Consider the following 12,790-nt stretch of genomic DNA (forward strand, 5'->3'; position numbering starts at 1 on the left):
CGGCCCGCAGACCCGAAGGAACCCACGTGACCTCCCCCGACCCCGCCCTCGCCGAGCTGCTCACCAGCCGGATCAGGGACGTCCCGGACTACCCGAAGCCCGGCGTGCTGTTCAAGGACATCGCGCCGCTGCTCGCCGACGCCGAGGCGTTCGGCGCGCTGACCGGGGCGCTCGCCGCCCGCGCGGCCGAGCTCGGGGCGACCAAGGTGGTCGGCCTGGAGGCCCGCGGCTTCGTCCTGGCGGCCCCGGCGGCCGTCGCCGCCGGTCTCGGCTTCGTGCCGATCCGCAAGAAGGGCAAGCTGCCCGGCGACGTCTTCGCCCGCTCCTACGACCTCGAGTACGGCTCCGCCACGCTCGAGGTCCAGTGCGACGCCTTCGCCGCCGGCGAGCGGGTCCTGGTGGTCGACGACGTGCTGGCCACCGGCGGCACCCTCGGCGCCTCGCTGGACCTCGTCCGCGAGGCCGGCGCGCAGCTCGCCGGCGTGGTCGTCCTGATGGAGCTCGGCTTCCTGGACGGCCGCGCACGTCTCGCCCCCCACCTCGCCGGGGCACCGCTGGAGGCCCTGGTCACCGTCTGACTGCATTTTCGCCCGCTCGCCTCCGGGCCCTCTTGACCCGGCGCCGACACTCGTCGCGCTGATCGTCGCCCGCTCGCCTCCGGGCCCTCTTGACCCGGCGCCGACGCTCGTCGCTCCGTCGCTGCGCTCCCGCGCTCCTCGCTTTCGGCACCGGCGGGCCCTTCGGCTCGGGGCGGGTGTCGCCCGCTCGCTTTCGGCACCGGCGGCGCTTCGGCTCGGGGCGGGGCGGGGGTGCCCTGTGCGCCCCCGGCGGTCTGCCCACGGCCCTTCTGCGCCGGGCGGCCGACCGACGGGGCCGCACTCTCGGTACCATGAAGATTCATCCCCTCCCGGTTGTACGACCGACGGGTGCGACCGATGGCGCGACCGCCCGAACGAGGGGGAGGCCGTGCGCCCCCGAGGAGTGTCCTTGCCCGACGAGGTTGTGCCCACCGCGGAGGCCGCTGCCCCCGAGAGCCGTCCGACGCCCTCCGGGGCCGGACCGGCGCGCCCCGCGCCGCCGCCCGCCGCCCACCGGCCGTCCCCCGGCGGCATGCGGGCCCGTCTCGCCCGCCTCGGCGGCCAGCGCAGCACTGCGGTCAACCCCGTCCTGGAGCCGTTGTTCCGCACCATCCGGGCCAACGACCCGAAGGCCGACCCGGTCCTGCTCAAGGAGATCGAGAAGGCGTACGCGGTCGCCGAGAAGTGGCACCGCGGGCAGAAGCGCAAGAGCGGCGACCCGTACATCACCCACCCGCTGGCGGTGGCGACCATCCTCGCCGAGCTCGGCATGGACGCCCCCACGCTGATGGCGGGTCTGCTGCACGACACCGTCGAGGACACCGACTACGGCCTGGAGACGCTGCGCCGCGACTTCGGCGACTCGGTGGCCCTGCTGGTCGACGGCGTGACCAAGCTGGACCGGGTCAAGTTCGGCGAGGCCGCGCAGGCCGAGACCGTCCGCAAGATGGTCGTGGCGATGGCCAAGGACCCGCGCGTCCTGGTGATCAAGCTCGCCGACCGCCTGCACAACATGCGCACCATGCGCTACCTCAAGCGGGAGAAGCAGGAGAAGAAGGCCCGCGAGACGCTGGAGATCTACGCCCCGCTGGCGCACCGGCTGGGCATGAACACCATCAAGTGGGAGCTGGAGGACCTCGCCTTCGCGATCCTCTACCCCAAGATGTACGACGAGATCGTCCGCCTGGTCGCCGAGCGCGCGCCCAAGCGCGACGAGTACCTGGCCACCGTCATCGACCAGGTGCAGGGCGACCTGCGCGGCGCCCGCATCCAGGCGCAGGTCACCGGTCGGCCGAAGCACTACTACTCGGTCTACCAGAAGATGATCGTGCGGGGCCGCGACTTCGCCGAGATCTACGACCTGGTGGGCATCCGGGTCCTGGTCGACACCGTCCGCGACTGTTACGCGGCGCTGGGCACCATCCACGCGCGGTGGAACCCGGTGCCGGGGCGGTTCAAGGACTACATCGCGATGCCCAAGTTCAACATGTACCAGTCGCTGCACACGACGGTCATCGGGCCCGGCGGCAAGCCGGTCGAGCTGCAGATCCGCACCTTCGACATGCACCGCCGCGCCGAGTACGGCATCGCCGCGCACTGGAAGTACAAGCAGCGCGCGGTGGCCGGCGCCTCCAAGGTCCGCACCGACACCCCGGTGCACGCCCGCAAGCACGACAAGGCCGACGCCGTCAACGAGATGGCCTGGCTGCGGCAGCTGCTGGACTGGCAGAAGGAGACCGAGGACCCGAGCGAGTTCCTCGAGTCGCTGCGCTTCGACCTCTCCAGCAACGAGGTCTTCGTCTTCACCCCCAAGGGTGACGTGATAGCGCTGCCAGCGAAGGCCACCCCGGTGGACTTCGCCTTCGCGGTGCACACCGAGGTCGGCTACCGCTGCATCGGCGCCCGGGTCAACGGCCGCCTGGTGCCGCTGGAGTCCGAGCTCGAGAACGGCGACACCGTCGAGGTCTTCACCTCCAAGGCGGAGAACGCCGGCCCCTCCCGGGACTGGCTCACCTTCGTCAAGTCGCCGCGTGCCCGCAACAAGATCCGCGCCTGGTTCTCCAAGGAGCGCCGCGAGGAGGCCATCGAGCACGGCAAGGAGGCCATCGCCCGGGCGATGCGCAAGCAGGGCCTGCCGATCCAGCGCATCCTCACCGGCGACTCCCTGGTCACCCTCGCGCACGAGATGCGCTACCCCGACATCTCCTCGCTCTACGCCGCCATCGGCGAGGGCCACGTCGCCGCGCAGTCCATCGTGCAGAAGCTGGTGCAGGCGCTCGGCGGCGAGGAGGGTGCGACCGAGGACCTCGCCGAGACGGCCACCCCGACCCACCAGAGCCGCACGCTGCGCCGCCGCGCCAAGGGCGACCCGGGTGTGATCGTCAAGGGCGTCGACGACCTCTGGGTGAAGCTGGCGCGCTGCTGCACGCCGGTGCCGGGCGACCCGATCGTGGGCTTCGTGACCCGCGGCAACGGCGTCTCCATCCACCGCTCGGACTGCGTCAACGTCGAGGCGCTGTCCCAGCAGCCGGAGCGGATGATCGAGGTCGAGTGGGCGGCCACCCAGTCCTCGGTCTTCCTGGTGGCCATCCAGGTCGAGGCGCTGGACCGCTCCCGCCTGCTGTCGGACGTCACCCGGGTGCTCTCCGACCAGCACGTCAACATCCTGTCGGCGGCGGTGCAGACCTCCCGCGACCGGGTGGCGATGAGCCGCTTCACCTTCGAGATGGGCGACCCGAAGCACCTCGGCCACGTCCTGAAGGCCGTCCGCGGCGTCGAGGGCGTGTACGACGTCTACCGGGTGACCTCGGCGAAGAAGTAGCCGGGGCAGACCATTCAGGGGCGCGGGGAACGGTTCCCCGCGCCCCTGCCGTTCACCCGCCCTCGCGCAGGCGCTGGATCTGGCGTTCGGCGAGTTCGGTGGTGCGGCGCATGTGGCGGGCGAGGAAGGCGAGTTCCTCCTCGCTGTACTCGGCCAGCATGGCCGCCCAGCCCTCGCCGAGCTCGCCCCAGAGTTCGCCGAGGCGGATCGCCGCCGCGGGTACCGGTTCGACCAGCACCCGGCGGCGGTCCTCCTCGTCGCGCCGCCGGGTGACGTAGCCGGCCCGTTCCAGCCGGTCCACCAGGCGGGTGGCCGAGCCGCTGGTGAGACCGGTCAGTTCGGCGATCCGGCCGGTGGTGAGCGGGCCCTCTTCCAGGCCGAGCAGGTTGAGGCACTGCACGTCGGTGGGGTGCAGCCCGAGCCGGTCCGCCACCGCCTGGTTGAACAGTGCGTACGAGGCGAGGTAGCGGCGGGAGTCGGCTTCGAGGTCGTGCGGCGGCATGGCATCCTCCCGAATAAATATCTGCGCGGCGCAGAGAACTTGTCCTACAGTGTCTGCGTGACGCAGACATCATATGTTGCGGTGGCCGGAGCCACCGGTACCCAGGGCGCCGCCGTCGTCGACGCCCTCCTCGCGCACGGCCTGTCCGTCCGCGCCCTCACCCGCACCCCCGACTCGGCCGCAGCTCGCGCCCTCAGGGCCGCCGGTGCCCAGGTGGTGGCCGCCGACTTCGACGACCGGGAGTCCCTGGACGCCGCCCTCGCCGGCGCCGGCGCCCTCTTCGCCATGTCGACGCCCTTCGGCACCGACCTCGGCACCGAGGTCCGCCAGGGCACCGCCCTGGTCGAGGCCGCCGCCGACGCCCGGGTCGGCCACATCGTCTTCACCTCGGCTGCGCACGCCGACCGCGACACCGGCATCCCGCACTTCGACAGCAAGTACCTGATCGAGCGACGCCTCGCCGGACTCGGCGTGCCCTGGACCGTCCTCGGCCCGGCCGCCTTCATGGAGAACTACGCGGGCGAGTGGACCCTGCAGGGGTTGCGCGAGGGCAGCTTCGTGCTCCCCATGCCGCCCGAGCGCCCGCTCGCACTCGTCCCCGCCCGCGACATCGGCGCCTTCGCAGCCCTCGCGATCACCCGCCCCGCCGAGTTCGCCGGCCGGCGGATCGACATCGCCTCCGACGCCCTCACCTGTCCCGAGATCGCCGAGGTGCTCGGCTCCGCCACCGGCAGGCCGATCGGCTTCCGCCGCCTCCCGCTCGCCGAGATCGAGGCCTACTCCGCCGACCTCGCCGCGATGTTCCGCTACTTCACCGAGACCGGCCTGGACATCGACACCGCCGCGCTGCGCCGCGACCACCCCGACGTCGGCTGGCAGGGTTTCGCCGACTGGGCGCACGCCCGCACCTGGCCGCTGTGACCCGGCGGCGGTGGCCCGCCGCCCGCCGACGGACACACACGGAGGGCCCCCGCCGCGGCGGGGGCCCTCCGTGTGTGCGCGGGGGAGCGGGGCGTCAGCCGCCGAACTCCTCCAGGCTCTTCTGCGCCTGCTCCAGCAGGGCCTGACGGCCGGCCAGCTCGGACTCCAGCTTGGCGACCCGGCTCGCATTGCCGGCCGCACGCGCCTTGTCCAGGTCGGCCTGCAGCTTGTCCACGGCCTGCTGCAGCAGCCCGGTCATGCCGGCCGCACGGGCCTTCGCCTCCGGGTTGGTGCGCTTCCACTCGGCGTCCTCGGCTTCGCGGATCGCCCGCTCCACCGCGTTCAGCCGACCGTCCAGCTGGCCGCGGGCGGCACGCGGCACGTGGCCGATCGCCTCCCACCGCTCGTTGACGTCGCGCAGCGCCGCCTTGGCCGCCTTGAGGTCGGTGATCGGCAGGATCGCCTCGGCCTCCAGCAGCAGCGCCTCCTTGAGCTTCTGGTTCTCGCCCTGCTCGGCGTCCCGCTCGCTGAACGCGGAGGACCGGGCCTGGAAGAACACGTCCTGGGCGCCGCGGAACCGCGCCCACAGCTCCTCCTCGGCATCCCTCTGCGCGCGCCCGGCGGCCTTCCACTGCGCCATCAGGTCGCGGTAGCGGGCCGCGGTCTCGCCCCACTCGGTCGAGTCGGACAGCGCCTCGGCCTCGGCGACCAGCTTCTCCTTCGCCGCCCGGGCGTGCTCGCGCTCGCTGTCGAGCGCCGCGAAGTGCGCCTTGCGGTGCTTGGAGAACACCGAGCGGGCGTGCGAGAAGCGGTGCCACAGCTCGTCGTCGCTCTTGCGGTCCAGCCGCGGCAGGCCCTTCCAGGTCTCCACCAGGGCGCGCAGCCGGTCGCCGGCCTCCCGCCACTGGGTGGACTCGGCCAGCTGCTCGGCCTCGGCGACCAGCGCCTCCTTGGAGGACCGCGCCTCCTCCTGGGCCTTGGCGCGGGCGGCGCGCCGCTCGCTCTGCCGGGTCTCGATCTCGCCGCTCAGCGTGTCGAGGCGCTTCGCCAGCGCGTCCAGGTCGCCGACCGCGTGCGCCTCGGCCACCTGGGCCTTGAGGTGGTCGAGGGCGACCTGTGCCTCCTTGGCGGCCAGGTCGGTCTTGCGGACGCGGTGCTCCAGCAGGCCGATCTCGGCCTCCAGCCCCTGGTACTTGCGCTCGAAGTACGCGAGGGCCTCCTCCGGGGAGCCCGCCTGCCAGGAACCGACGACGCGTTCGCCCTCGGCGGTCCTGACGTACACGGTCCCCTGCTCGTCGACACGGCCCCACGGGTCGCTGCTCACAGCGCCTCCTCCAATGACGCCCGCCCGCCGCGGCGGCGAGGGACGTCGTCCACAGTTGAATGTGCGGCGGACCGATGGAGTCCGCCGTCCTGCCGCCGAGTGCTGCCGAGGGTGACGGCCGACGGTCAGGGCACCCTATACAACAGCAACATAGGCGACCAGCGTCGGTGCTGTCCGCATCCGGGCCGGGTGATTTCCCGGGAAGCGTGCGCCCCGGCGGCCGCCGGCCGGCCGGGGCGCACGCCCGCGTGGATCAACCCTTCGCGGTGGTCACCGAGTTGAGCACCATGTCGGCCACCGGCGCGCCGTCGCCGCCGCCGCCCTGGACACCGCCCGCGGCGATGTTCTGCACGACGTCGAGGCCGCCCGTCACCTTGCCGAACGGGGTGTAGTTCGGCGGGAGCTGGGTGTCCTTGTAGACCAGGAAGAACTGGCTGCCGTTGGTGCCCGGGCCGGCGTTGGCCATGGCCACCGTGCCCGCCGGGTAGGTCGCGCCGGTCAGGTTCTCGTCCGCGAACTGGTAGCCCGGGCCGCCCGAACCGGTGCCGGTCGGGTCGCCGCACTGCAGCACGTAGATGCCCTCGGTGGTGAGGCGGTGGCACTTGGTGTGGTCGAAGTACTTCTCGTTGGACAGGAACGCGAAGGAGTTCACCGTGTGCGGGGCCTTGGCGGCGTCCAGCGCGATGGTGATCTTGCCGCAGCTGGTGTCCAGCGACATCGTGTAGTTGGCCTTGGTGTCCACCGCCATGGCCGGCTCGGCCTTGAACTGCTTGCCGTTCGGCGAGCCGGGCGCCGGGGTGGTGCAGCCCTTGACCGGGGTGGCCGCCGCGGTCGGCGTCGGGGCCGCGGCCGGGTCCTGCTTCTCCTCCGAGCCGCTCAGCGCCCAGGTCGCACCGGCGACGCCGACCACCAGGACGGCCACGGCGGCGCCGACCAGCAGGTTGCGCTTGCGCGCCTGCCGCTGTGCCTCGGCACGCCGCTCCATCTGGCGCTCGTACTTCTCGCGGGCGAGCTGCCGCCGCCGCTGTTCGCTGCTGACCACCGGCCGTGTCTCCTGAGTGCTGATGCGGGGGTTGGGGGGTTCCGGTGCGGATCATCGCATCCGCAGGCGGCCAAGTGTAAGGACCCAGAGCGTAAGTACGAGATCAAACGCCGCCGCCGTCGGGCATGGCGGGGCCTATCTGGTTCGCTCCCGGTGCCGTGCCGCCGGTAGGCTGCGGTGTGACCGGGCGGTGACATCACGGGCCCGCCTCCCTCCCGACATAAGGACTAGCGTGTTCGTCGCCGGATTTCCCGCCGGAGCCTGGGGCACCAACTGCTACCTGGTCGCGCCGGCCGCCGGCGAGGAGTGCGTGATCGTCGATCCGGGCCACGAGGCCGCGCAGGGCGTCGAGGAACTCATCCGCGAGCACCGGCTGAAGCCGGTCGCCGTGCTCCTCACCCACGGCCACATCGACCACATCGCCTCCGTGGTGCCGGTCTGCGGCGCCCGCGGCGTCCCGGCCTGGATCCACCCCGAGGACCGCTACATGATGAAGGACCCGGGCCGCGGCCTGGGCCGCTCCCTCGGGCAGCAGATCATGGGCTCGATCACCGTCGGCGAGCCGGACGACGTCCGCGAGCTCACCGACGGCAGCGTGCTGGAGCTGGCCGGCCTGGAACTCACCGTCGACCACGCGCCGGGCCATACCAGGGGGTCGGTGACCTTCCGGACGCCCTCGTCGGACCAGATCCCGCCGGTCCTGTTCTCGGGCGACCTGCTGTTCGCCGGCTCCATCGGGCGTACGGACCTCCCGGGCGGGGACAGCAAGGCGATCATGGAATCGCTGGCCCGGGTGTGCCTGCCCCTCGACGACGAGACCGTGGTCCTCTCCGGCCACGGCTCCCAGACCACCATCGGCCGTGAGCGCGCCACCAACCCGTACCTCCTGCAGGCGGCCGGTGCGCTGGATGCTCCGGCCCACCCGCGACGAGGAATGTGACGGAAGAGACGTTGAGCACCTTCTCCGCCCCCAAGGGCACCTACGACCTGCTGCCCCCGAGCTCCGCGACCTTCCTGGCGATCCGCGAGCGCCTGGCCGCGCCGGCCCGCCTGGCCGGGTACGGCTACGTCGAGACCCCGGTCTTCGAGGATGTGAAGCTCTTCTCCCGCGGCGTCGGCGAGTCCACCGACATCGTCACCAAGGAGATGTACAACCTCACCACCAAGGGCGGCGACGAGCTCGCCCTGCGCCCCGAGGGCACCGCCTCGGTGCTGCGCGCCGCCCTCCAGGCCAACCTGCACAAGCAGGGCAACCTGCCGGTCAAGCTCTGGTACTCGGGCTCGTACTACCGCTACGAGCGCGCCCAGAAGGGACGCTACCGTCAGTTCGCCCAGGTCGGCGCCGAGGCGATCGGCGCGGAGGACCCGGCGCTCGACGCCGAGCTGATCGTCCTGGCCGACGACGCCTTCCGCTCGCTCGGCCTGAGCGACTACACGCTGTTGCTCAACAGCCTCGGCGACAAGCAGTGCCGCCCGGTCTACCGCGCCGCCCTGGTCGAGTTCCTGGCCGGCCTCGACCTCGACGAGGACACCCGCCGCCGCGCGGAGATCAACCCGCTGCGCGTCCTCGACGACAAGCGCGAGTCGGTGCAGGCCCAGCTCGGCGGCGCGCCGATGCTGCGCGACTACCTCTGCGAGGACTGCAAGGCGTACGACGAGAGGGTCCGCGAGCTGCTCACCGCCAACGGCGTGGCCTTCACCGACGACCCCAAGCTCGTCCGCGGCCTGGACTACTACACCCGCACCACCTTCGAGTTCGTGCACAACGGCCTCGGTGCGCAGTCCGCGATCGGCGGCGGCGGCCGCTACGACGGCCTGTCCGAGATGATCGGCGGCCCCGCGCTGCCGTCCGTCGGCTGGGCCCTCGGGGTGGACCGCACCTACCTGGCCCTGGAGGCCGAGGGCGTCGTCCTCGACCTGCCCGCGCCCACCGCCGTCTACGCCGTCGCGCTCGGCGAGGAGGCCAAGAACGTCCTCTTCGCCAAGGTGGTCGAGCTGCGCCGGGCCGGTGTCGCCACCGACCTCGCCTTCGGCGTCAAGAGCATCAAGAACGCCATGAAGTCCGCCGACCGTTCCGGCGCCCGCTTCGCCCTGGTCGCCGGGGACCGAGATCTCGCCGCCGGGGTCGTCCAGCTCAAGGACATGACCACCGGCGAGCAGAACCCCGTCGAACTCGAAGCACTCGTATCCACCCTGAAGGAGAAGCAGCTGTGATCCGCACGCACGACGCGGGCACGCTCCGCGCGGAGCACGCCGGAACGACCGTCACCCTGGCCGGCTGGGTCGCCCGCCGCCGCGACCACGGCGGTGTGGCGTTCATCGACCTGCGCGACGCCTCCGGCACCGTGCAGATCGTCGTCCGCGACCTGGACTCGGTGCACGGCCTGCGCGCCGAGTACTGCGTCAAGGTCGTCGGCGAGGTCCGCGTGCGCCCCGAGGGCAACGAGAACCCCGACATCGCCACCGGTGCCGTCGAGGTCGTCGTCAACGCGATCGAGGTGCTCTCCGAGGCCGCCCCCGTCCCGTTCCCGGTCGCCGAGTACGAGCCCGGCACGGTCAACGAGGAGGTCCGCCTGCGCTACCGCTACCTGGACCTCCGCCGCGAGGGCCCGGCCCGCGCGCTGCGCCTGCGCTCCAAGGTCAACAACATCATCCGCCGGGTGATGGAGGAGAACGACTACCTCGACATCGAGACGCCGTACCTCACCCGCTCCACCCCCGAGGGCGCCCGCGACTTCCTCGTCCCCGTCCGCCTGCAGCCCGGCCACTGGTACGCCCTGCCGCAGTCGCCCCAGCTGTTCAAGCAACTGCTGATGGTGGCCGGCATGGAGCGCTACTACCAGATCGCCCGCTGCTTCCGCGACGAGGACTTCCGCGCCGACCGCCAGCCGGAGTTCACCCAGCTCGACATCGAGGCCTCCTTCGTCGACCAGGAGGACGTCCTGGCCCTCGGCGAGAAGGTCATCGGCGCGATCTGGCGCGAGGTGCACGGCTACGAGGTGCCCAACCCGCTGCCGCGGATGACCTACGCGGACGCGATGGCCCGCTACGGCTCCGACAAGCCGGACGTCCGCTTCGGCCAGGAGCTGACCGACCTCACCGAGTACTTCGCCGGCACCGAGTTCCGCGTGTTCCAGGCCCCGTACGTCGGTGCGGTCGTCATGCCCGGCGGCGCCTCGCAGCCCCGCAAGCAGCTCGACGCCTGGCAGGACTGGGCCAAGGCCCGCGGCGCCCGCGGCCTCGCCTACGTCCTCGTCGACGCCGAGACCGGCGAGCTGCGCGGCCCGGTCGCCAAGAACCTCTCCGAGGAGCACCTGGCCGGCCTGGCCGCCGCCGCCGGCGCCAAGCCCGGCGACGCGGTGTTCTTCGCGGCCGGCAAGAAGGCCCCCTCCCAGGAGCTGCTCGGTGCCGCCCGCCTGGAGATCGGCCGCCGCTGCAACCTGATCGACGAGTCGCAGTGGGCCTTCCTCTGGGTCGTCGACTTCCCGATGTTCGAGCCCATCGAGGACGACAAGGGCAACTTCCAGGGCTGGCACGCGGTGCACCACCCCTTCACCGCGCCCACCGCCGAGTCGCTGGCGAGCTTCGACACCGACCCGGGCAGCGCCCTCTCCAACGCCTACGACCTGGTGCTCAACGGCTCCGAGCTGGGCGGCGGTTCGATCCGTATCCACCAGCGGGACGTCCAGAAGCGCGCCTTCGACGCGATCGGCCTCTCCGAGGAGGAGGCGTCCTCGCAGTTCGGCTTCCTGCTGGACGCCTTCAACTACGGCCCGCCGCCGCACGGCGGTGTCGCCTTCGGCCTGGACCGCATCGTCACCCTCCTCGGCGGGTACGACACCATCCGGGACGTCATCGCCTTCCCGAAGACGTCCACCGGCGGCGACCCGCTGACCGGTGCGCCGACCCCGATCACCCCCGCGCAGCGGCGCGAGGCGGGCGTCGACGCCAAGCCCAAGTCGGAGACCGAGCCCAAGGTCTGACCCAGGTCGGCTACCCTGTCACGGCCCCGGTCGGTGCACTGCACCGACCGGGGCCGGTCCACAACGGCGTGCGACGACAGAGGAGTGCACCACATGGCCGTCCGTACCAGAGTCGAGCTCCCGTCGGATGCTCCCGCCACCCGGCGGGTGCACATGGCGGCGTTCCCCGGCCCCGACGAGGCCGACCTCGTCGACGCGCTGCGCCGCGACCCCGCCTGGATACCGGACTTCTCGCTCGTCGCGGTGGAGGACGAACTCGTCCTCGCCCACGCCCTGCTGACCCGCCTTCAGGTCGGCGACGGCTGGGCGCTGGCACTCGCCCCGGTCGCCGTCGCACCGGAGTGGCAGCGCAAGGGCATCGGCGCCCTGGTGGTGCGCGCCGCCCTGAACGCCGCCGAGGAGGCCGGCGAGCGCATGGTCGTCGTCCTCGGCGACCCGGGCTACTACTCCCGCTTCGGCTTCATCCCGGCCTCCCGCCACGAGATCACCGGCCCCTACGAGGTGCAGGACGACTGCTTCCTCGCCCTGCCGCTGGCCGGTTACGACGGCACGCCGCGCGGCTTCTGCCGCTACCCGGCCCCGTTCGACGGCGTCTGATCCGCACCCGGGCCCACGGGCGGCCGCACCCGGCCGCCCACCGCCACCGTCTCCCGGCAGCTGCGCACGAAGGCCTCGACGGCCGGCCCCGCCGGCCGGTCCGCCAGCCAGTAGAGGCCCGCCCGGCTCGGCCCGAGGCCGCGCACCGGCCTGAACACCACGTCCGGACGCCCCACCAGTGCCCCGATCGAGGCAGGCGCGAAGCCGATGCCCTGGCCGCAGGCCACCGCCGTCAGCCACTCGTCCGGGCTGTACGCCACCGCACCCACCCGCACCGGGCGCCCGCCGCGGGCGTCCGCCCCCAGCCAGTGGTCGCGCCAGAAGCCGGCCGCGGCCGGTACCGCCACCACGGCCTCGTCCAGCAGCTCCGCCATCTCCAGCTCCGCCCGGCCGGCCAGCGGGTGGCCCGCGGGGAGCACCGCCCACCGCTCGTCCAGGCCGAGCGGGGCGCAGCCGTACCGGCCGTCCGCCGTGTCGTCGCCGTCCTCCGGAGGGGCGTGCCAGAGCGCCAGGTCGACCTCGCCGGAGTCCAGTGCGGCGGCGGAGTCGAAGACGTTGAACTGCCGCAGCCGCACCTGCCAGCCGGGCATCCGGCGGCCGAAGTCCTCCACCGTGGCCCGGCCCACCAGGTTGATCGTCGCCCCCTCGAAGGCCACCCGCAGCGTGTCCGGGTGCCCGGCCGCACCGCGGGTCGCCCGCAGCGCCTCCGCCCAGCCGGCGAGCAGCGCCGGCACCCGGGCGGCCAGCTCGTGCGCGGCAGGGGTGGGCGCCATCCCGGCCCGCGACCGCTCGAACAGCCGTACCTCCAGCTGCTTCTCCAGCAGCCGGATCTGCTTGGTCAGCGTCGGCTGCGACACGGCCAGCCGGGACGCCGCGGCGGTCAGCTGCCCTTCCTCGAACACCGCTGCGAACGACCGCAGCAGCCGGGTGTCGATGTCCATGCCCACAGGGTATGGATCGTGGAATTGGACCGCGCGGCCGGGCTGCGGAAGAGTCTGCGCTTCACGGGGGGAGCGGTACCG

11 protein-coding genes are annotated in these 12,790 nt (G+C 72.6%); 7 read left to right on the forward strand and 4 right to left on the reverse strand.

Annotated features, from left to right (window positions below):
• Nucleotides 1–26 precede the first annotated feature (26 nt).
• Nucleotides 27–578 (forward strand): adenine phosphoribosyltransferase, encoded by a 552-nt coding sequence (locus AB0M03_RS18040; protein WP_363492519.1) that lies wholly within the window; start codon nt 27–29, stop codon nt 576–578.
• Between the two features lie 409 nt (nt 579–987).
• Nucleotides 988–3,399, forward strand: a complete 2,412-nt coding sequence (locus AB0M03_RS18045; RefSeq protein ID WP_363492520.1) for a bifunctional (p)ppGpp synthetase/guanosine-3',5'-bis(diphosphate) 3'-pyrophosphohydrolase — start codon at nt 988–990, stop codon at nt 3,397–3,399.
• 52 nt (nt 3,400–3,451) lie between these two features.
• Here AB0M03_RS18045 and AB0M03_RS18050 read toward each other — a convergent pair whose 3' ends face one another.
• Nucleotides 3,452–3,901, reverse strand: coding sequence for a MarR family transcriptional regulator (locus AB0M03_RS18050; protein ID WP_363492521.1), 450 nt, complete (start codon nt 3,899–3,901; stop codon nt 3,452–3,454).
• A 57-nt stretch (nt 3,902–3,958) separates the two neighbouring features.
• On the opposite strand from AB0M03_RS18050, the gene AB0M03_RS18055 reads away from it, so the two are divergent.
• Nucleotides 3,959–4,822 carry an NmrA/HSCARG family protein gene (locus tag AB0M03_RS18055; protein WP_363492522.1) on the forward strand — a complete coding sequence of 288 codons (864 nt, stop codon included), beginning with the start codon at nt 3,959–3,961 and terminating at the stop codon, nt 4,820–4,822.
• Between the two features lie 94 nt (nt 4,823–4,916).
• Here the strand turns inward: AB0M03_RS18055 and AB0M03_RS18060 are convergent, their stop codons facing one another.
• Nucleotides 4,917–6,146: a DUF349 domain-containing protein gene (locus AB0M03_RS18060; RefSeq protein WP_363492523.1), complete on the reverse strand. Its 1,230-nt coding sequence runs from the start codon at nt 6,144–6,146 to the stop codon at nt 4,917–4,919.
• 253 nt (nt 6,147–6,399) lie between these two features.
• On the reverse strand, nt 6,400–7,188 hold the full coding sequence (locus AB0M03_RS18065; RefSeq protein ID WP_363492524.1) for a peptidylprolyl isomerase: 789 nt from the start codon (nt 7,186–7,188) through the stop codon (nt 6,400–6,402).
• Nucleotides 7,189–7,420: 232 nt separating this feature from the next.
• On the opposite strand from AB0M03_RS18065, the gene AB0M03_RS18070 reads away from it, so the two are divergent.
• From AB0M03_RS18070 to AB0M03_RS18085, 4 genes are all read left to right on the forward strand, one after another.
• Nucleotides 7,421–8,128 (forward strand): MBL fold metallo-hydrolase, encoded by a 708-nt coding sequence (locus AB0M03_RS18070; RefSeq protein WP_363492525.1) that lies wholly within the window; start codon nt 7,421–7,423, stop codon nt 8,126–8,128.
• Nucleotides 8,129–8,139: 11 nt separating this feature from the next.
• Nucleotides 8,140–9,402, forward strand: coding sequence for a histidine--tRNA ligase (gene hisS / locus AB0M03_RS18075; protein WP_363492526.1), 1,263 nt, complete (start codon nt 8,140–8,142; stop codon nt 9,400–9,402).
• Entirely contained in the window at nt 9,399–11,171 is a 1,773-nt protein-coding gene (gene aspS, locus AB0M03_RS18080) for an aspartate--tRNA ligase (protein ID WP_363492527.1), read from the forward strand. Before hisS ends, aspS begins: the two co-directional genes overlap by 4 nt.
• A gap of 93 nt (nt 11,172–11,264) precedes the next feature.
• Nucleotides 11,265–11,768 (forward strand): N-acetyltransferase, encoded by a 504-nt coding sequence (locus AB0M03_RS18085; RefSeq protein ID WP_363492528.1) that lies wholly within the window; start codon nt 11,265–11,267, stop codon nt 11,766–11,768.
• Here AB0M03_RS18085 and AB0M03_RS18090 read toward each other — a convergent pair.
• Nucleotides 11,741–12,709 carry a LysR family transcriptional regulator gene (locus AB0M03_RS18090; RefSeq protein ID WP_363492529.1) on the reverse strand — a complete coding sequence of 323 codons (969 nt, stop codon included), beginning with the start codon at nt 12,707–12,709 and terminating at the stop codon, nt 11,741–11,743. The genes AB0M03_RS18085 and AB0M03_RS18090 overlap by 28 nt on opposite strands.
• Nucleotides 12,710–12,790 lie beyond the last annotated feature (81 nt).

It is taken from the genome of Kitasatospora sp. NPDC051914 (genome assembly GCF_040680995.1).
GTDB lineage: Bacteria > Actinomycetota > Actinomycetes > Streptomycetales > Streptomycetaceae > Kitasatospora.